General features: G+C 60.1%; 17 protein-coding genes and 1 tRNA gene. 13 read left to right on the top strand and 5 right to left on the bottom strand.

What is annotated here, in order from left to right:
* Positions 1-8 precede the first annotated feature (8 nt).
* From KVG85_RS22315 to KVG85_RS22260, 12 genes are all read left to right on the top strand, one after another.
* A tRNA-Ile gene (locus KVG85_RS22315) sits at positions 9-85 on the top strand.
* A 236-nt stretch (positions 86-321) separates the two neighbouring features.
* Positions 322-804 (top strand): YjaZ family protein, encoded by a 483-nt coding sequence (locus KVG85_RS22310; protein ID WP_225926889.1) that lies wholly within the window; start codon positions 322-324, stop codon positions 802-804.
* A gap of 307 nt (positions 805-1,111) precedes the next feature.
* A complete protein-coding gene (locus KVG85_RS22305) occupies positions 1,112-1,573 on the top strand; it encodes an Lrp/AsnC family transcriptional regulator (protein WP_039757699.1) in 462 nt (153 codons plus the stop codon).
* Positions 1,574-1,788: 215 nt separating this feature from the next.
* Positions 1,789-3,471, top strand: coding sequence for a flavin monoamine oxidase family protein (locus KVG85_RS22300; protein WP_217865067.1), 1,683 nt, complete (start codon positions 1,789-1,791; stop codon positions 3,469-3,471).
* Positions 3,472-3,483: 12 nt separating this feature from the next.
* The gene (locus KVG85_RS22295) at positions 3,484-4,278 is read left to right on the top strand and encodes a carbon-nitrogen hydrolase family protein (RefSeq protein ID WP_217865066.1); all 795 of its coding nucleotides are present in this window, start codon (positions 3,484-3,486) and stop codon (positions 4,276-4,278) included.
* A 38-nt stretch (positions 4,279-4,316) separates the two neighbouring features.
* Entirely contained in the window at positions 4,317-6,728 is a 2,412-nt protein-coding gene (gene pqqF / locus KVG85_RS22290) for a pyrroloquinoline quinone biosynthesis protein PqqF (protein ID WP_217865065.1), read from the top strand.
* A gap of 156 nt (positions 6,729-6,884) precedes the next feature.
* The gene (gene pqqA / locus KVG85_RS22285; protein ID WP_003444522.1) at positions 6,885-6,959 is read left to right on the top strand and encodes a pyrroloquinoline quinone precursor peptide PqqA; all 75 of its coding nucleotides are present in this window, start codon (positions 6,885-6,887) and stop codon (positions 6,957-6,959) included.
* A gap of 81 nt (positions 6,960-7,040) precedes the next feature.
* Positions 7,041-7,952 (top strand): pyrroloquinoline quinone biosynthesis protein PqqB, encoded by a 912-nt coding sequence (gene pqqB, locus KVG85_RS22280; protein WP_194935273.1) that lies wholly within the window; start codon positions 7,041-7,043, stop codon positions 7,950-7,952.
* A gap of 139 nt (positions 7,953-8,091) precedes the next feature.
* A complete protein-coding gene (gene pqqC, locus KVG85_RS22275) occupies positions 8,092-8,844 on the top strand; it encodes a pyrroloquinoline-quinone synthase PqqC (RefSeq protein WP_024014556.1) in 753 nt (250 codons plus the stop codon).
* The gene (pqqD, locus tag KVG85_RS22270) at positions 8,841-9,116 is read left to right on the top strand and encodes a pyrroloquinoline quinone biosynthesis peptide chaperone PqqD (RefSeq protein WP_056786642.1); all 276 of its coding nucleotides are present in this window, start codon (positions 8,841-8,843) and stop codon (positions 9,114-9,116) included. The genes pqqC and pqqD overlap by 4 nt, the downstream gene beginning before the upstream one ends.
* Positions 9,088-10,260, top strand: coding sequence for a pyrroloquinoline quinone biosynthesis protein PqqE (pqqE, locus tag KVG85_RS22265; protein ID WP_217865064.1), 1,173 nt, complete (start codon positions 9,088-9,090; stop codon positions 10,258-10,260). The genes pqqD and pqqE overlap by 29 nt, the downstream gene beginning before the upstream one ends.
* Positions 10,226-12,025 carry a S9 family peptidase gene (locus tag KVG85_RS22260; RefSeq protein WP_217865063.1) on the top strand — a complete coding sequence of 600 codons (1,800 nt, stop codon included), beginning with the start codon at positions 10,226-10,228 and terminating at the stop codon, positions 12,023-12,025. The genes pqqE and KVG85_RS22260 overlap by 35 nt, the downstream gene beginning before the upstream one ends.
* 116 nt (positions 12,026-12,141) lie before the next feature.
* On the opposite strand, the gene KVG85_RS22255 is transcribed toward KVG85_RS22260, so the two are convergent.
* The 3 genes from KVG85_RS22255 to KVG85_RS22245 form a co-directional block, all read right to left on the bottom strand.
* Positions 12,142-12,300, bottom strand: coding sequence for a YqaE/Pmp3 family membrane protein (locus tag KVG85_RS22255; RefSeq protein WP_003228885.1), 159 nt, complete (start codon positions 12,298-12,300; stop codon positions 12,142-12,144).
* A gap of 95 nt (positions 12,301-12,395) precedes the next feature.
* Entirely contained in the window at positions 12,396-12,716 is a 321-nt protein-coding gene (locus tag KVG85_RS22250; RefSeq protein ID WP_039757682.1) for a helix-turn-helix domain-containing protein, read from the bottom strand.
* A 317-nt stretch (positions 12,717-13,033) separates the two neighbouring features.
* On the bottom strand, positions 13,034-14,260 hold the full coding sequence (locus tag KVG85_RS22245) for an aspartate aminotransferase family protein (RefSeq protein ID WP_217865062.1): 1,227 nt from the start codon (positions 14,258-14,260) through the stop codon (positions 13,034-13,036).
* A 169-nt stretch (positions 14,261-14,429) separates the two neighbouring features.
* Here KVG85_RS22245 and KVG85_RS22240 point away from each other — a divergent pair, with 169 nt between their 5' ends.
* Positions 14,430-15,344 (top strand): LysR family transcriptional regulator, encoded by a 915-nt coding sequence (locus tag KVG85_RS22240; protein ID WP_217865061.1) that lies wholly within the window; start codon positions 14,430-14,432, stop codon positions 15,342-15,344.
* 228 nt (positions 15,345-15,572) lie between these two features.
* Here the strand turns inward: KVG85_RS22240 and KVG85_RS22235 are convergent, their stop codons facing one another.
* Both KVG85_RS22235 and KVG85_RS22230 read right to left on the bottom strand, forming a co-directional pair.
* Positions 15,573-17,351, bottom strand: a complete 1,779-nt coding sequence (locus tag KVG85_RS22235; RefSeq protein ID WP_217865060.1) for an acyl-CoA dehydrogenase C-terminal domain-containing protein — start codon at positions 17,349-17,351, stop codon at positions 15,573-15,575.
* Positions 17,352-17,506: 155 nt separating this feature from the next.
* Positions 17,507-19,303 carry an acyl-CoA dehydrogenase C-terminal domain-containing protein gene (locus KVG85_RS22230; protein ID WP_217865059.1) on the bottom strand — a complete coding sequence of 599 codons (1,797 nt, stop codon included), beginning with the start codon at positions 19,301-19,303 and terminating at the stop codon, positions 17,507-17,509.
* Between the last annotated feature and the right edge of the window lie 41 nt (positions 19,304-19,344).

The following is a 19,344-nucleotide window of genomic DNA, read 5'->3' as shown; positions in this document are numbered from 1 at the left end:
CCTACTGAGGGCCTATAGCTCAGTTGGTTAGAGCAGAGGACTCATAATCCTTTGGTCCACGGTTCAAGTCCGTGTGGGCCCACCAAATTGAAAAGCCGCGCTGAATGCGCGGCTTTTTTGTGGGCGAGTGGTTGGGTTTCGTCTCGGCGGGCGCAATGTTCGGAAGACCTAACCAGAGCTGTAGGAAAGATCCTAAGCTGCGGTTTTGAGCGGTTAGACATCTGTTGATGATGTCTTCGCAGGGATACTCTCGAGACGTCGCTGCTTATCAGCGACCGGGCTTGGAAATCCCACAAATCAATATGTCCGGCGACAGTAACAATGGAATGGAAAGACCTGATTATTGGCGGACGCAGATATTGCATGGCGCATCTACAGCCTTTTGAACAGACATTTGAAGTGGCGGAGCAGCAGCTTGTCGTCAGGTTTGAATTCGGGTTCCACTGTTTTACCGATGACAAAGGTCACGGCCTGCCACTAAGACACAGAGGAGAAGTCCGGTATTTTTGTGCAGACCGCCACTACTACAGCAGCCAGATCACGGACTACCTGCAAAAACGCTTTTTCAAAGGCTTGGCTGTGCCCTTCTACGTCGAAAACAGTCAGCGCTATTACTGCCTTGATTTGCATGACTACGCGGTCTTTTTTTCGATCAGCAAGCCGCAAAATACAACGAACTTTCTCAAACTCCGGATCATTTCCGCCTACGAGGTCGCTGAATGGGGACGCTCGAAGCTGCCGAAAGGAAAACCACATAACGTCCGCTACATTCTGGAAATGCGTAGCGCGGGGAAATCCGTGTGAGAGAAAGCAAAAAGCCCCGATGCTTGCGCAAAGGGGCTTTCTGTAAATCTGAAATATCGGCCTATCCTTTCACGGTTTCCCGCTTATCCCGCTCACTGGCTAGGAGTGGCTTGCGCCACCGAAATCAACACCCTTTGCTTACAAAGTTCCGGTCTGTGCTGATGTGCCGATCATAGCCCTTGAACCTGACAAGAGCAACCGTCACAGCCGTTATCCCTCCCATCGAGCGATGGGTTCCAAATATGCCCCAATGCGCTTGACCCTGTACCATCGGCAATCTCATCGCCCACGCCATCGGAGCCCCCCCTTGCCAGACACCCGCCACCCCATCCTCGACGAAATCGACCGCCAGCTAATCGCCGCGCTGCAAATCAACGCCCGCGAAAGCGTGGCCATGCTCGCCCGTCAGCTGGGCATCGCTCGCACTACGGTGACGTCGCGTCTGGCCCGGCTGGAAAAGGCCAAGGTAATCACCGGTTATGGTGTGCGCTTGGGTCAGCGTGTGGTCGATGGTGGCTTGCAGGCCTACGTCGGGATCAAGGTGCAGCCGCGTTCCGGCAAGGACGTGCTGCGACGTTTGAGTGCGATGGCGCAGGTGCAGCAGCTGTGTGCGGTGAGTGGCGAGTTTGATTATGTGGCGTGGTTGCGCACCGATTCGCCGGAGCAGTTGGATCAGTTGCTGGATCAGATCGGCAGCGTCGATGGGGTGGAGAAAACCACGACTTCGATCATTCTGAGCAGCAAGATTGATCGCGGGCAGCCGGTCTGAGCATTGGCCGGGCATTCTGGCTGAGCCGCTTCGCAAGCAGGCCCGCTCCCACTTCTTTGGTCGGTATGCAGCCTGCAATCGTCAGTCTGCACAACAATCAGGCAAAACGACGACACATTGCGTCTTATTAACGCGCTCCACGCTCCCTAGAATGGCTGGCATCTTTTCCTATACTCAGACGCGAATCCTGCGTCGGGTCGCCAATAAGGTCAGCCATGAACAAGAACAATCGCCATCCTGCAGACGGAAAAAAACCAGTCACCATTTTCGGTCCGGACTTTCCGTTCGCGTTTGACGACTGGATCGAGCATCCCGCCGGGCTGGGGAGCATTCCCGAGCAGCACCATGGCGCTGAGGTGGCGATTGTCGGCGCGGGTATTGCCGGTCTGGTGGCTGCGTATGAACTGATGAAACTCGGTTTGAAGCCGGTGGTGTACGAGGCGTCGAAACTCGGCGGTCGTCTGCGCTCGCAAGCCTTCAACGGCACCGACGCCATCGTCGCCGAGCTTGGCGGCATGCGCTTTCCAGTGTCCTCCACCGCGTTCTATCACTACGTCGACAAGCTCGGCCTGGAAACCAAGCCCTTCCCCAACCCGCTGACCGGCGCTTCTGGTAGCACCGTGATCGATCTGGAAGGCGAAACCCATTACGCCGAAAGCCTGAAGGATCTTCCTGCATTGTTTCAGGAAGTGGCTGACGCCTGGGCGGATGCGCTGGAAGCCGGTTCGCAGTTCTCCGATATTCAGCAAGCCATTCGCGATCGCGATGTGCCGCGCCTGAAAGAGCTGTGGAACAAGCTGGTGCCGCTGTGGGACGACCGGACCTTTTACGACTTCGTCGCCACCTCGAAAGCCTTCGCCAAATTGTCGTTCCAGCACCGCGAAGTGTTCGGTCAGGTCGGTTTCGGCACCGGCGGCTGGGATTCGGACTTCCCCAATTCGATGCTGGAAATCTTCCGCGTGGTAATGACCAATTGCGACGATCACCAACACCTGGTGGTCGGTGGCGTCGAGCAGGTGCCACAGGGCATTTGGCGCCATGTGCCGGAGCGCTGCGTGCACTGGCCGGCCGGCACCAGCCTGAAATCCCTGCACCGTGGCGCACCGCGTTCCGGCGTGAAGAAAATCGCTCACGCACCGCAAGGCCGTTTCGCCGTTACCGACAACAACGGTGACACCCGCGAATATGCCGCTGTGCTGACCACCTGCCAGAGCTGGCTGCTGACCACTCAGATCGAATGCGACGAAACCCTGTTCTCGCAGAAGATGTGGATGGCCCTCGACCGCACGCGCTACATGCAGTCGTCGAAAACCTTCGTGATGGTCGACCGGCCATTCTGGAAGGACAAGGATCCGGAGACCGGCCGCGATGTGATGAGCATGACCCTCACCGATCGCCTGACCCGTGGCACCTATCTGTTCGACAACGGCGACGACAAGCCGGGGGTGATCTGCCTGTCGTATTCGTGGATGAGCGACGCGTTGAAAATGCTCCCGCATCCGGTGGAAAAACGCGTTGAGCTGGCCTTGAACGCGCTGAAGAAGATCTACCCGAAAGTCGACATCGCCGCACGGATCATCGGCGATCCGATCACCGTGTCGTGGGAAGCCGATCCGTACTTCCTCGGTGCCTTCAAGGGCGCCCTGCCCGGCCATTACCGCTACAACCAGCGCATGTATGCGCACTTCATGCAGGACGACATGCCGGCCGAGCAGCGCGGGATCTTCATCGCCGGCGACGACGTGTCATGGACGCCCGCGTGGGTCGAAGGCGCGGTGCAGACCTCGCTCAACGCGGTGTGGGGCATCATGAAACATTTCGGCGGCTCGACACATAAAGAGAACCCCGGACCGGGTGATGTGTTCAAAGACATCGGCCCTATCGCCCTGCCCGAGTAAGAGGATTCCCCAATGCGCGTAGCCGTTTACCAATGTCCACCGCTGCCACTGGACCCCGCCGCCAACCTGCAGCGCCTGCATCAGGTGGCGATGGAGGCCAAGGGCGCCGACCTGCTGGTGCTGCCGGAGATGTTCATGACCGGTTACAACATCGGCGCCGAAGCGGTGGGCACGCTGGCCGAGGTTTATAACGGCGAATGGGCGCAGCAGATCGGCCGGATTGCCAAGGCTGCGGGTCTGGCGATCGTTTACGGTTATCCGGAGCGCACCGCCGACGGGCAGATCTACAACGCTGTGCAACTGATCGACGCCCATGGCGAGCGCCTGTGCAACTATCGCAAGTCGCATCTGTTTGGCGACCTCGACCGATCGATGTTCAGCCCCGGTGACTCCGACTTGCCGGTGGTTGAATTGAACGGCTGGAAGCTCGGTTTCCTGATCTGCTACGACCTGGAGTTTCCGGAAAACGCGCGGCGCCTGGCCTTGGCCGGCGCCGAGCTGATCGTGGTGCCTACGGCCAACATGATTCCGTTCGACTTCGTTGCCGATGTCACCGTGCGTGCCCGCGCCTTCGAAAACCAGTGCTACGTGGCTTACGCCAATTACTGCGGACATGAAGGCGATATCCAGTATTGTGGGCAAAGCAGCATTGCCGCACCGGACGGCAGCCGCATCGCCCTGGCAGGTCTGGACGAGGCACTGATCGTCGGTGAACTGGACCGCCAATTGATGAACGACTCACGTCAGGCCAATCGCTATCTCAGCGATCGCCGCCCGGAGCTTTACGGCGCGCTCAACCGCCGCTAATCCGCTAGCATGGGCACTTCACTGTTCTGGAAGTGCCCATGCCTGCGCCGACTCATCCTCGCCCCCACTCTGAAACCCTGGCCAACGGCCTGCGCGTGACCCTGCGCCACGTGCCCGGTCTCAAGCGCAGCGCTGCCGCGTTGCGCGTGGCGGCCGGCAGTCATGACGTGCCGTTGGCATGGCCGGGGCTGGCGCATTTTCTCGAGCACTTGCTGTTTCTCGGCACCGAGCGTTTTCCCACAGACGAAGGGCTGATGGCCTACGTGCAACGTCACGGTGGGCAGGTGAATGCCAGCACCCGCGAGCGCACCACGGACTTTTTCTTTGAGCTGCCGGTGCCGTCGTTCAACGCGGGGCTCGAGCGTCTGTCAGACATGCTCGCCCGGCCACGTATGAATCTGGACGATCAACTGCGCGAACGGGAAGTGCTGCAGGCCGAATTCGTCGGCTGGTCGCAGGATCCGACAGCGCAACAGCAGTTTGCCTTGTATGAAAGTTTGCCAGCGGAGCATCCGTTGCGCGGTTTTCATGCGGGCAATCGGGACAGCTTGCAGGTCGAATCGCCAGGGTTTCAGTCGGCGCTGAAAGATTTCCATCAGCGCTTTTATCGAACCGGGCAAATGACCCTCAGTCTGGTCGGGCCGCAAAGTATCGATGAGTTTCGGGAGCTGGCGCAGCAATTCGCAGCGGTGTTGCCGCTTGGGGATAAAGTTGCCCAGGCCGCACCGCCACCGTTGGCAGTGAAAAGTTATCAACAGGTCGGCGCTCACGCGAACCTGTTATTTGCTTTCGACGCCTTGTCCGAGTCATCCGCCGAGGCGATGGCTTTTCTCTGTCATTGGTTGAATAGCGCAAAACCTGGGGGATTGCTCGCATACCTGCATCAACAGAATCTGGCTGACAGCCTGAAAGCCACGCCGCTTTACCAGTTCGCCAGCCAAGCGCTGCTGCATCTTCAATTCAATGCTGGCGGCGACCGCCTGGATACCATTCGCGGATGCCTGCTGGATTGGCTGAGCTTCTTCGCCCGTCAGGACTGGACGCCGTTACGCGAGGAATACGCCGCCCTGCTTCAGCGCCAGCAGCAAGTCAGCGGCGCATGGCAACTGGCGCGAACCGACATAGAGCAGCAAGCATTCGGCCTGTCCGAATCCGGGGCTGCAGCACTTGAGCACATCCTTCGCGAAATTCCTGTTGTGGATAACTTCAGCGATCATTGGCACCTGCCCGCCGCCAATCCTTTTCTGCGAGCCAGCGAGCCACTGGCAAACGCCGGTCTGATTCGCGGCCAGACCAGCGCCCACCGTGGCCTGCGCACGTTCGCCCAGGATCGCTCGCGCAGCCGTCGCGAACGGTCGCCTATGCAGTTCAGCCAGACGCTGCCGGACAACAGCGATGAAGGCGCGATCTATCTGCGCTGGCAGGTCGAGGCGGCGGCCAGCGCAGATCTGCTCTCCAGATTGCAGCGCAGTCTGCGCCAGACACGACAGGATGCATCCGAAGCCGGAGTGGACTTGTCTTTCAGCGCCGCAGGTAACCAATGCCTGCTGAAAATGACCGGATTACAGGAACCGATGCCCAGTGTCCTCGAGCATGCGCTGAAATGTCTGACGATGATCGACGCCGATTCGCCGCGGGACGAGGTGCAGATACCGTCGATGCCGATCCGCCAACTGCTCGAGGCGTTGCCGGAAAAATGCCTGCCCACGATTGAAACCAGCGATGACGCCAATCAGCTGTGGACAACTTCGCGCTGGGACGGCCTCGCTCTCGGGCTTGACCAACAAACCCAATCAGCCTTGGGCCTGGCGCTGAGCCGCATTCCCGGCACACCGGACAATCAGCTACCGGTGACACCGATCACCCAAGGCCAGTACCACTGGAGCCAGATCAACACGGCCTCCAGCGAACACGCCTTGCTGCTGGTCTGCCCGACTGCCAGCCGCGACTTCGCTGATGAAGCAGCATGGCGCCTTTTGGCTCAGGTGTGCCAGACGCCTTTTTACCAGCGCCTGCGCGTCGAATTGCAATTGGGGTACGCCGTGTTCAGCGCGCTGCGTCAATTGCACGGCATGACCGCGATTGTCTTTGGCGTGCAATCGCCGACGACTTCGGCCGCCGAGTTGCTCGAATACATTCAAGAGTTCCTCAAAAACATCCCCGCGTTGATCGAAACGCTCGATGACGCAAGCCTCAAGCAGCAGCGCCAAAACCTCGCCGATCAGTTCGACGACGCCACGCTTTCCACCAAGGATGCTGCCGAGCTGCTGTGGCAGGGCAAACTCGCTGGCCATTCGTCCGATTATCGTGAGCAGTTGGTCGCGGCGATCCAGCAGCTGAATCGCCAGGCTTTACTCGATGCTGCACAGCGTCTGATCAACGCCGAGGGCGGCTGGCATTGCCTGGCCAATGAATCGATGCCGGACGCGCCGTGGCAAGCGATAAACTGATCATTACCGAGGCTGCAAGGAGCTTTCTCAAAGATTCACGGGTCACGGCGTTGAAATTTTGAGTAACATAGCCGCCTAACTAATTGGAACATCCTCGCGCTGCCGTGGACTATACCTATGGATAGCGCTATCCCAACCCTCAGAAGGAGACATCTCATGGCCTGGACCAAACCTGCTTACACCGACCTGCGTATCGGCTTCGAAGTCACCATGTACTTCGCCAGCCGCTGAGTTCTGCTTGCGCAGAATCGCAGTGCAACGCCTCGGCTCGCCGAGGCGTTTTATTTTCCGCGTTGAAATGATGGAGCGTTCATGTTCGTCCAGATTCTGGGTTCGGCCGCCGGTGGCGGTTTTCCGCAGTGGAACTGCAACTGCGTCAACTGCGCAGGTTTTCGCGACGGCAGCCTGAACGCCAAGGCCCGCACCCAATCGTCCATCGCCATTTCCGATGACGGCATGAACTGGGTGTTGTGCAATGCCTCGCCGGACATCCGCGCGCAACTGCAAAGCTTCGCCCCGATGCAACCGGGCCGCGCCCTGCGCGACACCGGCATCAGCGCGATCATCCTGATGGACAGCCAGATCGATCACACCACCGGCCTGCTCAGCCTGCGCGAAGGCTGCCCGCATCAGGTCTGGTGCACGGACATGGTTCACGAAGACCTGAGCACCGGTTTTCCCCTGTTCAAGATGCTCACCCACTGGAACGGCGGGCTGGACTGGAACCGTATCGAGCTCGACCAGAGCTTCACCGTAGCGGCCTGCCCGAACCTGCGTTTCACCCCGCTGCCATTGCGCAGCGCCGCGCCGCCGTATTCGCCGCACCGTTTCGATCCGCATCCGGGCGACAACATCGGTTTGATCGTTGAAGACCTCAATACCGGCGGCAAGCTGTTCTACGCGCCGGGGCTGGGCAAGGTCGATGCGCCGCTGCTGGAAATCATGGCGGGCAGCGATTGCCTGCTCGTCGACGGGACAATGTGGGACGACGATGAAATGCAGCGTCGTGGCGTCGGCACCCGCACCGGTCGCGAGATGGGCCATCTTGCCCAGAACGGCCCCGGCGGCATGCTCGAAGTGCTGGAGCAGTTGCCCGAGCAGCGCAAAGTACTTATCCACATCAACAACACCAACCCGATCCTCGACGAGGATTCGCCGGAGCGTGCGGAGCTGGCGCGGCGTAATGTTGAAGTGGCGTTTGATGGCATGAGTATCGTGCTTTAAGCAATCGAGACCGCTGCGCGGTCTATGGCGAACAGGCTCGCTCCCACATTGGAATGCGATTAACTGTGGGAGCGAGCCTGCTCGCGAAGAGGCCAGCACAGACACCAGAGATTTCCAGGGTTGTTCCCGGAGAACAGACATGACCGACACCCCGCTGTCCCCCACCGAATTCGAAGCGGCCCTGCGCGCCAAAGGCGCCTATTACCACATCTACCACCCGTACCACGTGGCGATGTACGAAGGCCGTGCGACCCGCGAGCAGATTCAGGGCTGGGTCGCCAACCGCTTCTACTATCAGGTGAACATTCCCCTGAAAGACGCAGCGATCCTTGCCAATTGCCCGGATCGGGAAATCCGCCGCGAGTGGATTCAGCGCCTGCTCGACCACGACGGCGCGCCCGGTGAAGATGGCGGCATCGAAGCCTGGCTGCGTCTGGGCCAGGCTGTTGGCCTCGACCCAGACCAATTGCGTTCTCAGGAGCTGGTGCTGCCCGGCGTGCGTTTCGCTGTCGATGCCTACGTCAACTTCGCCCGTCGCGCCAGTTGGCAGGAAGCCGCCAGCAGCTCGCTGACCGAATTGTTCGCGCCGCAGATCCACCAGTCGCGCCTCGACAGCTGGCCGCAGCATTACCCGTGGATCGACCCGGCCGGTTACGAATATTTCCGCACCCGCCTCGGTCAGGCGCGGCGCGATGTCGAGCATGGGCTGGCGATCACCCTCGAGCACTACAAGACCCGCGAAGGCCAGGAGCGCATGCTGGAAATTCTCCAGTTCAAACTGGACATTCTTTGGAGCATGCTCGATGCCATGAGCATGGCCTACGAACTGAACCGTCCGCCGTATCACAGCGTGACCGAACAACGGGTCTGGCATAAAGGAATCATCTTATGAGTTTCGACCGCAGCAAAGTGCCGAGCTGGCGCCCGGGCTATCGCTTCCAATACGAGCCGGCGCAAAAGGGTCACGTGCTGCTCTACCCTGAAGGCATGATCAAACTCAACGACAGCGCCGCACTGATCGGCGGTTTGATTGATGGCGAACGTGATGTCGCGGCGATCATTGCCAAACTCGACGAGCAGTTCCCCGGCGTGCCCGAGCTCGGTGACGACATCGAGCAATTCATGGAGGTTGCCCGTGCACAGCACTGGATCGAACTTGCCTGATTCGTCCGTGCAAGTCCCGCCAAAACCTGAAGTCGGCCTGCCGCTGTGGCTGCTCGCCGAGCTGACCTACCGTTGCCCGTTGCAATGCCCGTACTGCTCCAATCCGCTGGATTTCGCCGAGCAGGGCAAAGAGCTGACCACCGAGCAATGGATCAAGGTGTTCCGCGAAGCGCGGGAGATGGGCGCGGCGCAATTGGGCTTTTCCGGCGGCGAACCGCTGGTGCGTCAGGACTTGGCCGAACTTATCCGTGAAGCGCGGCAGTTGGGTTTCTACACCAACCTGATCACCTCCGGCATTGGCCTGACCGAGCAGAAAATCAACGACTTCAAAAAGGCCGGGCTCGATCACATCCAGATCAGTTTTCAGGCCAGCGACGAGCAAGTGAACAACCTGCTCGCGGGCTCGAAAAAGGCCTTTGCGCAGAAGCTGGAAATGGCTCGTGCGGTGAAGGCCCACGGCTACCCGATGGTGCTGAACTTCGTCACCCATCGGCACAACATCGACAAGATCGACCGCATTATCGAACTGTGCATTGCGCTGGAGGCTGACTTCGTCGAACTCGCCACTTGCCAGTTCTACGGCTGGGCGCAGCTCAACCGTGTCGGTCTGTTGCCGACCAAGGAACAACTGGTGCGCGCCGAACGCATCACCAACGAATACCGGGCCAGACTGGAAGCCGAAGGGCATCCATGCAAGCTGATATTCGTCACCCCGGACTACTACGAAGAACGCCCGAAAGCCTGCATGAACGGCTGGGGCAGCATCTTCCTGACCGTCACCCCGGACGGCACCGCCCTGCCCTGCCATGGTGCCCGCCAGATGCCGGTGCAGTTTCCCAACGTGCGCGATCACAGCATGCAACACATCTGGTACGACTCGTTCGGCTTCAACCGTTTTCGCGGTTACGACTGGATGCCCGAGCCGTGCCGCTCTTGCGACGAGAAAGAAAAAGACTTCGGCGGCTGCCGCTGCCAGGCGTTCATGCTCACCGGCGACGCCAGTAATGCCGACCCGGTGTGCAGCAAGTCCGAACATCATGGCGTGATCCTCAAGGCCCGCGAAGAAGCCGAGACCGCCACTCAAACCATCGAACAACTGGCCTTTCGCAATGAACGAAACTCACGCCTCATCGCCAAGGGCTGAGCCTTTCAGCGCCGCCCAGGCCGTCGCCGCCGGAACCGACTTCGCCGAACTGCAGCTCGGCGCCCATGGCGTGTTCTGGAATGAATACCGCCCCGAGGATGCCGCGTGCCGAATCTGGCATTGGCGCGATGGCATGGCGAAACGTCTGACGCCGGACGGTTTCAGCGTGCGTAGCCGCGTTTACGAATATGGCGGTGGTGCTTTTTGTCTGACGCCTGACGGGGTGGTTTTCGTCAATGAAGCGGATCAGCAGATGTATCGGCAGGCGCTGGATGGCGAGCCGGTCGCGCTGACGTCGACTGACTGCCGCTACGGCGATCTGCAATTCGCCGCTGGCCGGGTGTTGGCGGTCGAAGAGCAGCAGGATCGACATCGCCTGGTGGCGATTGATCTGAACACCGGAACGCGACAGGTGCTGGCCGAAGGTGCTGATTTCTACGCGTCGCCAACGCTGAGCCCGGACGGCCAGCGGTTGGCATGGATCGAGTGGAGCCGACCGCATCAGCCGTGGACCTCGACGCGGTTGATGATTGCGGAAGGTGATTTTTCCGCACCTCGTTGTATTGCCGGCGAGCAGATTGAGGAGTCGATCCAACAGCCGCGCTTCGACGCGGACGGCCGGCTCTACTGCCTGACTGATCGTGGCGGCTACTGGCAGCCGTGGGGCGAAACGTCTGATGGCTTGCACGCGCTTCCGAGTGCCGAGGCCGATCACGCGCCCGCGCCCTGGCAACTGGGCGGCTGCACTTGGCTGCCTGTCGGTGATCAATTTTTAGCCAGCTGGAGCGAGGATGGTTTCGGGCGCCTGGCCCTGGGAAATGAAGATTTCAGCGGTGACTACAGCCGCTTCCGCCACATGGCGATGGATCAACAATTCATCTATTGCATCGCTGCATCGCCGACCAGCCCGTCGGCAGTGATCGCCATTGATCGTGTCTCGCATGCCGTGAAAATCCTCGCTGGCGGCGTGGTTCCATTGCCTGCCGAACGCATCAGCCGTCCGCAGACCTTGCGTTATCCGAGCGGCTCCGGCGAGGCGCACGGCTTCTTCTACCCGGCCATGAGCGGTGAAGCAAAACCGCCGCTGGTGGTGTTCATCCACGGCGGCCCGACCTCGGCGTGCTATCCGATCCTCGATCCGCGTATCCAGTACTGGACGCAGCGCGGCTTTGCTGTCGCCGACCTCAACTATCGCGGCAGCAGTGGCTATGGTCGCGAATATCGGCAAGCGCTGCATCTGCGCTGGGGCGAGGTGGATGTCGAGGATGCCTGCGCGGTGGTCAGCTATCTCGCGGACCAAGGTTTGATCGATGGTGACCGCGCGTTCATTCGCGGTGGCAGTGCAGGTGGTTACACCACATTGTGCGCACTGGCGTTCAGGCAGGTTTTCCGCGCAGGCGCCAGCCTCTATGGCGTCAGCGATCCGGTCGCGCTGGCACGGGCTACGCACAAGTTCGAGGGCGATTATCTGGACTGGCTGATCGGCGATCCCGAGCGAGATGCAGAACGCTATGCCGCCCGCACGCCATTGCTGCACGCAGACAATATTCGCGTGCCGGTGATTTTCTTCCAGGGTGAACTGGACGCGGTGGTCGTGCCGCAACAGACCCGCGACATGGTCGCGGCGCTGGAGCACAACGGCATCCCGGTCGAAGCGCATTACTACCCTGACGAACGCCACGGCTTTCGTCGCGCGGCCAACCAGGCGCATGCACTGGAGCAGGAGTGGACGTTTTATCGGCGGGAGATGGGGCTGGTTGACTGAAAACCGTGTCGTCCCATTCGCGAGCAGGCTCGCTCCCACAGAGGCATTGTGTACAACACAGATCCAGTGTGGGAGCGAGCCTGCTCGCGAAAGCTATCTAAGTTGCGCTAGCGGACTCAACGCTTGGCGATGATATACACCGCATGCACGATACCCGGAATGTAGCCGCACAACGTCAGCAGAATGTTCAGCCAGAACGCCCCGCCAAACCCGACCTGCAGAAACACGCCCAGTGGCGGCAACAGAATAGCGATGATGATACGAATGAAATCCATGGGGCAGCTCCTGAATGGGGGTTGGCTCACTTGAGCCATACAAGCTAATCGACCTGCGCCGTTCGTCAGGGTTCAGTGCAATAGCTGCGTCAGGCTCAAGCGAGAATTTTCAACCCATGTTTTTGTACGATGCTCAGTAGTTTGAGCGCCATACCGCTGGGATGTTTGTCACCCGATTCCCATTGCTTGACCGTGGATGCACTGGTGTTGAGATAGCGTGCAAACACCGGCTGGCTGACCTTGTTACGCTCGCGTAGCGCCTTGATCTCCTCAGCCGGGATCGCTAAGGGAACCGATGCCAGACAGGAGTCATCGAATTCTCGCATCGTTGCTTTGTTGATTGCTCCGACAGCAAGCAACGCCCCGGCTGATTCGTGTATCGATTCAAAGACTTCACTTTTGAATTTCTTACTCATGACATATCTCCACAAACTCCTTCATCGCCAACAAGTCGCTGATCTGCTCTTCGGTCAGTTGCGCATAAACCTTTGCCAATTTACGTAAATCCTTTAACTCTGTTGGCGTGATATTTCAGCTTTTCGCTGATGTCAGCAGCCCGCACCCGCATCCTTTGCCGGCGCTCTCTAAAAAACCACCCGCAGTTCGATCTCTCAAGCTCTAAATGGCTGCTGCAAAACCCGGCCACAAAAAAACGCCCCACGCCAAAAGAATCAGGCGTGGGGCGTGCGTTATACCGCGAGACGGTTCAGGTAATCGGTTGGAGTAACTCAGCTCAGACGGCAATGCCCTTGCGGCATTGCAACTGGGCGGTGCGCACTCGCGAGAAGGCGCGGCCCAGGCGCAGGAGCATTTCGTCGATGTTGGCTTTGCTGACAGTGAGTGCCGGGGTGAAGCGCAGGCAGTCAGGCTGCGCGGCGTTCAATATCAGGCCTTCGTGCAGTGCAGCGTGAACGACGGCGTCGGCGCATTCGTCGGACAGCGTCAGCCCATGGAACAGGCCTTGGCCGCGCGACTCGCCGTGGCCGTAGCGGTGCGCCAGTCGCGCGAGACCTTCGCGTAAATGCTGGCCGTGGTCGTTGACCTGCTGGAGGAAGCTGCGGTCGTGCACGCTGTCGAGAACCACCAGACCGGCCGCAGTCATCAAGGCGTTGCCGTGATGGGTGCCGCTCAGCTCGCCGGTGGCGAAGCAGCAGGCCTTGCCTCGCGCCAGCAAGGCCGCCAGCGGCAAGCCGCCGCCAAGGCCTTTGCCGAGCACGACGATATCGGCGCGAATCCCGTAGGACTGTTCGGCGAGCAAGCTGCCGCAGCGGCCGATGCTAGTCTGCACTTCGTCGAGGATCAGCAGAATGCCCAGTTCACGGCACAGTCGTTCGACCCCTTTGAGGTAATGCTCGGTCGCGGGAATGACCCCGGCATCGCTCTGGATCGGCTCCAGCATGATCGCCACGGTCTGCGCGTCCACCGCCGCATGCAGCGCCGGCAGGTCGTTGAATGGCACTCGATCAATCGTCGCCAGACTGCGGCCATGACAACCCTGCTCAGCCATGATGATCCGCGAGGCGCCGCCGCGATGCAGCTGCCCCCATTTGCGCGCCAGTTTGATTGCCGCCTCACAAGCCTCGGCGCCACTGTTGAGCAGGTAGGCCTGATCGCTGGACGTGCTGGCGCACAAACGTTCGGCGAGGCTGAGCATGCCGCGAATATGCAGATTGCAGCCGGGATTGATCAGCGCCTGGGCCTGATTGGCGATGGCTTTGACCAGCGCCGTGGGGCTGTGGCCAAGGCTGTTGGCGCCGCCGGCCTGGGAAAAGTCGAGGTAGGCGCGATCATTGCTGTCCCACAGCCATGAACCCTGGCCGCGAACGAACACTTGTTGCGGCCGATCGACGCTGGGCATCAGGCGTTGGGCATTGAGATGGTCGGTCATAGCGGATGGCCCCGCCTCGAAGCAGAGGTCATCCAGACTCGGCGTCTGGCGCCGCAAACTGAACAGATTCATGCGGAAAAACCTCGCTTGAGGTTTTTTGAACTGCCTATGTAATCACGAACGAAGCAAATGGAATTCGTCACGCTTTCTGGCCCTGCAAGCCTTGTGAATGCGGTTAGACTAGGCGCGCAAACGGGTTCAGGCCATTTCGATTTCCCAGCCATTTCGATAAGCGCGACTTATGGATTTCAAACAACTGCGTTATTTCGTCGCGGTCTACGAAGAAGGCCATGTCGGCCGTGCGGCTGAGCGCCTCTCGATCTCGCAACCAGCGCTGTCGCAACAGATCCGTCAGCTGGAGCAGAATCTCGACGTCACCCTGTTCGAACGCAGCAGTAAACGCCTGCTGCCGACCCTCGCTGCGCACACGCTGTACAACCACGCGTTGCCGCTGCTCGATGGCTTGCAGCGGGCGCGCGAGGCGTTGGGCAATTTCAAGGGGCAGGCGTTGCGCACCCTGGCGATCGGTGTGTTGCAAACGGTGCACACCAGCCTCGTGCCGCAAATGCTCGAGCGTGTGCGCAAGGCGCAGCCGCATCTGGTGGTGCAGATCTATGAACTTACGGGCCTGGAAATCGAACGGCGTCTGCTCAATGGTTCGCTAGACATCGGCATCAGCTATCTGCCACCGCGCCAACCCGGTCTGCACGGCGTATTGCTGTACGAAGATGAACTGACGTTGGTGATCCCGGCAGACCATCCATTGCGCGAGTTCAAGAAAGTCTCGATGCGCCAGGCTGCTGAGCTGCCAATGCTGCTGCTCGGCGAAGAGTTCCAGATCCGGCAGATCTGGCAGGCACAACTGACCAGCCTCGGACGACGCCCGCAGGTGCAGGCCGAGCTGAACACTATGCTGGGGATTCTCGATAGCCTGCCGCACACCCGGCTGGCGACGGTGCTGCCGGGACGTTCGCAAAAGGACTACGACGACGAAGATCTGCTGTGGAAACCGCTGAGCGAGCCACGGGTGCCGTTGCAAGTTGGCCTGGTGTGCCGTGATGTGCAACGCCAGCAGGCCTCGTTGGCATTGCTGCGGACATTGCTTGAAGAGGTGATCGATCGCGAAATGAAGCCGCCTCTCGATCCGCTTGCCTGAAACTTTTCTTCAGGCAAAAGAAAACCCCGCCGAAGCGGGGCTTTGCAGACTGTTTCCCTGACATCCATTTCACTCCGCCACCCTGGCAGAATCCTACGTGTCCGTGTTGTTTACTTTGCGCTTCCTGCGCGACGTCCATGAAATGTAGATTAGCCGTGGATCCAATGTACGGATATGGGAGAACAGCAGCACGTCACGTAAGCAAATGCTTACATGACGTCTACAGGATCAAAATTGTGCCGCATCCAGCAGGAACAGCGACTCGCTACCGGCCTTGACCGTCGCGCTCAACGAGTGGATACGCGGCAGCAAGCGGGCGAAATAGAAACGTGCGGTGCCCAGCTTGCTGGCATAGAAATCATCTTGCGCTTCCTTGCCCAGCGCGGCTTTGGCCATCAACGCCCACATGTAGGCGTAAGCGGTGTATCCGAACGCTTGCAAATATTCGACCGAGGCCGCGCCGATTTCGTTCGGATTGTTTTTCGCCCGGTCCAGCAGCCACGCGGTCAGCTCGTCGAGGGTGTCGACGGCATCGTTCAGCGGCTTGGTGAACTCGCCCAGATCGGCACTGGCGGTTGCGGTGAAATGGCGGATCTCGTCAGCGAACAGCTGGTAGAACGCGCCGCCACTGCCAACGATCTTGCGCCCGACCAGGTCAAGCGCCTGAATACCGTTGGTGCCTTCGTAGATCTGGGTGATGCGCACGTCACGCACCAATTGCTCCTGACCCCACTCGCGGATGTAGCCGTGGCCGCCGAAAATCTGCTGGCCGTGGACGGTGGTTTCCAGACCCAGGTCGGTCAGGAAGGCTTTCGCCACCGGCGTCAGCAACGCCACCAGATCTTCCGCGCGTTTGCGGGTAGTCGCGTCTTCGCTGAACTTGGCGGTGTCCAGTTGCATCGCCACATACGTGGAGAACGCACGGCCGCCTTCGTTCGAGGCTTTCATGGTCAGCAGCATGCGTCGCACGTCCGGGTGGACGATGATCGGGTCAGCGACTTTGTCCTTGTTCTGCGCGCCGGTCGGCGAACGGCTCTGCAGACGATCGCGCGCATATTCAACAGCGTTCTGATAAGAGCGCTCGCCGGTGGCCAGGCCTTGAATACCAACACCCAGGCGCTCGTAGTTCATCATGGTGAACATCGCGGCCAGGCCTTTGTTCGGCTCGCCGACCAGATAGCCGACGGCTTCGTCGAAGTTCATCACGCAGGTCGCCGAAGCCTGGATGCCCATCTTGTGCTCGATCGAACCACAGTTGGCCGGGTTGCGCGCGCCGAGGCTGCCGTCGGCATTGACCATGAACTTCGGTACCAGGAACAGCGAAATGCCTTTTGGACCGGCCGGGGCATCAGGCAGCTTGGCCAGTACCAGATGAATGATGTTCTCGGTGAGGTCGTGCTCGCCGCCGGTGATGAAGATCTTGGTGCCGCTGACCTTGTAGGAACCGTCGGCCTGAGGTTCGGCCTTGGTGCGGATGATCCCCAGATCCGTGCCGGCATGCGGCTCGGTCAGGCACATGGAACCGGCCCAGACGCCGGCGTACATGTTCGGCAGGTACGCAGCTTTGAGTTCTTCGCTGGCATGCGCATTGATCGACAGGCAGGCGCCAGCGGTCAGCATCGGATACAGACCGAACGCCAGGCTGGCGGAGTTGACCATTTCTTCGACTTGCGCCGACACGGCTTTGGGCATGCCCATGCCGCCGTAGGCCGGATCACCGCCGACGCCGACCCAGCCGCCTTCGGCATAAGTCTGATAGGCCTGTGGGAAACCGGCCGGGGTGGTGACGGCACCGTCCGCCCAATGGCAACCTTCCTCGTCAGCGGCACGGCTCAGCGGCGCGATGCTTTTGCTGGTGACCTTGCCGGCCTCTTCGAGAATCGCTTCAACGGTTTCGGCGTCGACGGTCTCGGCCAGCGCCGGCAGCTCGGCCCAGAGTTTGGCGACTTCGAACACTTCATTGAGGACGAAGCGCATATCGCGCAGCGGCGCTTTGTAGTCAGCCATGGCAAACCTCGCAAGATCTAAACAGGTGGTTCGTGGAATGATATTTTCTGAGCCCGAGTGTACCTCAACAACTTTTGCGACACATAGGGTCAACCGGTGACTGATTTGTTATTTTTAGTCACCTGAAAAAGATCGCCGCGATCTTTCGATCTGCCCTACAAAGCAAACGCCTCCGCCGGCAAATTCATCAAACAATCACTGCCCGCCTCGATCGCTGCCTGATGCGCAGCCGTACGCGGCAACAAACGCTTGAAGTAGAACTCGCACGTCGCCAGTTTGCCCTTGAGGAAATCAGCCTCACCCTCGCCCGCCTCCAGCTGTGCCTGCGCAACCAACGCCATGCGCAGCCACAGGTAGCCCAGGATGATGTAGCCGCTGTACATCAGGTAATCCACCGATGCGGCGCCGACTTCGTCCGGGTTCTTCATGGCGGCCATGCCGACCTTCATGGTCAGGTCGCCCCACTGTTGATTGAGCCCGTTGAGTTGCGCGACGAAGCTGCCCAACTGGGGATGGTCGGCGTTCGCTGCGCAGAATTTGTGGACGATTTTGGTAAAGCCACGCAGCAGCTTGCCCTGACTGCCCAGCACCTTGCGCCCGAGCAGGTCCAGCGCCTGAATGCCATTGGTGCCTTCATAGATCGGCGCAATCCGGCAATCGCGCACCAGTTGCTCCATGCCCCACTCACGAATGAAACCGTGGCCGCCGAACACCTGCATGCCGTGGTTGGTCACTTCCAGCCCGGTGTCGGTCATGAAGGCCTTACAGATCGGCGTGAGGAACGCCAACAGGCCTTCGGCCTCCTGACGCGCCTCGGCGTCGCTGCTCAGGTGCGCGACATCGAGCATCTGCGCGGTGAAATAGGTCAGCGCGCGGTTGCCTTCGTTGAAGGCTTTCATGGTCAGCAACATGCGCCGCACATCGGGGTGGACGATGATCGGATCGGCAGGTTTTTCCGGGGCCTTGGCGCCGGTCAGCGCGCGCATCTGCAGACGGTCGTTGGCGTACTTGATCGCCCCCTGAAAACTCGCCTCGCCCAGACACAGCCCCTGCATGCCGGTGCCGAGCCGCGCGTGGTTCATCATGGTGAACATGCAGTTGAGCCCCTTGTTCGGCTCGCCGATCAGGTAACCGGTGGCGGCATCGAAGTTCAACACGCAGGTGGCTGAAGCCTTGATGCCCATCTTGTGCTCGATCGAGCCGCAGGAAACGCCATTGCGCTCTCCCGCTTCGCCTGCTGCATCGGGCAGGAACTTGGGCACGATAAACAGGGAAATGCCCTTGGTTCCGGCCGGTGCGTCCGGCAGCTTGGCCAGGACCAGATGGATGATGTTGTCGCTCAGGTCATGCTCGCCGGCGGAAATGAAAATCTTGCTGCCGGTGATCGCGTAGCTGCCGTCGGCCCGGGGCACCGCGCGGGTCTTGATGATGCCCAGATCGGTGCCGCAGTGGGCTTCGGTCAGGCACATGGTGCCGGTCCACTGGCCAGTGGTGAGTTTGCTCAGGTAGGTGTCTTTCTGCTCGGCGGTACCGTGGGCGTGGATCGCCGACATCGCGCCGTGGGTCAGGCCGGGGTACATGCCCCAGGACGTGTTGCTGGAGCCGACCATTTCGCTGATCACCAGTCCCAGCGAACTCGGCAACCCTTGGCCACCATAAGCGGGATCAGCCGCCAAACCGTGCCAGCCGCCCTCGACATATTGTGCGAAGGCCTGCTTGAAGCCTGTAGGCGTTGTCACCACGCCGTTGTCGAAATGGCAGCCCTCTTCATCGCCGCTGCGATTAAGCGGGGCCAGCACGTTCTCGCAGAACTTCGCGCCTTCTTCAAGGATCGCGCTGATCATGTCCGGGCTGGCGTCATGCGCGCCGAGACTGGCGTAGCTGGAGTGGAAGTCGAAGACGTGATCGATCAGAAAGCGCATGTCGCGCAGGGGAGCTTTGTACTCGGGCATGGTGGCTTCTCCGTCAGCAGATTCCTCCAACCTACTGCTGG

Origin of the sequence: Pseudomonas triticicola (assembly GCF_019145375.1) — a bacterium.
GTDB classification, from domain to species: Bacteria; Pseudomonadota; Gammaproteobacteria; order Pseudomonadales; family Pseudomonadaceae; genus Aquipseudomonas; species Aquipseudomonas triticicola.
Note: the sequence above shows the minus strand (reverse complement) of the source record. Positions and strands in the feature narration are given on the sequence as shown.

Bases quoted from the DNA above. Each gene is read 5' to 3' on its own strand.
- KVG85_RS22310 (WP_225926889.1), top strand. From the start codon at position 322: ATGGAATGGAAAGACCTGATTATTGGCGGACGCAGATATTGCATGGCG.
- KVG85_RS22300 (WP_217865067.1), top strand. From the start codon at position 1,789: ATGAACAAGAACAATCGCCATCCTGCAGACGGAAAAAAACCAGTCACC.
- KVG85_RS22295 (WP_217865066.1), top strand. From the start codon at position 3,484: ATGCGCGTAGCCGTTTACCAATGTCCACCGCTGCCACTGGACCCCGCC.
- pqqF (WP_217865065.1), top strand. From the start codon at position 4,317: ATGCCTGCGCCGACTCATCCTCGCCCCCACTCTGAAACCCTGGCCAAC.
- pqqB (WP_194935273.1), top strand. From the start codon at position 7,041: ATGTTCGTCCAGATTCTGGGTTCGGCCGCCGGTGGCGGTTTTCCGCAG.
- pqqC (WP_024014556.1), top strand. From the start codon at position 8,092: ATGACCGACACCCCGCTGTCCCCCACCGAATTCGAAGCGGCCCTGCGC.
- pqqD (WP_056786642.1), top strand. From the start codon at position 8,841: ATGAGTTTCGACCGCAGCAAAGTGCCGAGCTGGCGCCCGGGCTATCGC.
- KVG85_RS22260 (WP_217865063.1), top strand. From the start codon at position 10,226: ATGAACGAAACTCACGCCTCATCGCCAAGGGCTGAGCCTTTCAGCGCC.
- KVG85_RS22255 (WP_003228885.1), bottom strand. From the start codon at position 12,300: ATGGATTTCATTCGTATCATCATCGCTATTCTGTTGCCGCCACTGGGC.
- KVG85_RS22250 (WP_039757682.1), bottom strand. From the start codon at position 12,716: ATGAGTAAGAAATTCAAAAGTGAAGTCTTTGAATCGATACACGAATCA.
- KVG85_RS22245 (WP_217865062.1), bottom strand. From the start codon at position 14,260: ATGAATCTGTTCAGTTTGCGGCGCCAGACGCCGAGTCTGGATGACCTC.
- KVG85_RS22240 (WP_217865061.1), top strand. From the start codon at position 14,430: ATGGATTTCAAACAACTGCGTTATTTCGTCGCGGTCTACGAAGAAGGC.
- KVG85_RS22235 (WP_217865060.1), bottom strand. From the start codon at position 17,351: ATGGCTGACTACAAAGCGCCGCTGCGCGATATGCGCTTCGTCCTCAAT.
- KVG85_RS22230 (WP_217865059.1), bottom strand. From the start codon at position 19,303: ATGCCCGAGTACAAAGCTCCCCTGCGCGACATGCGCTTTCTGATCGAT.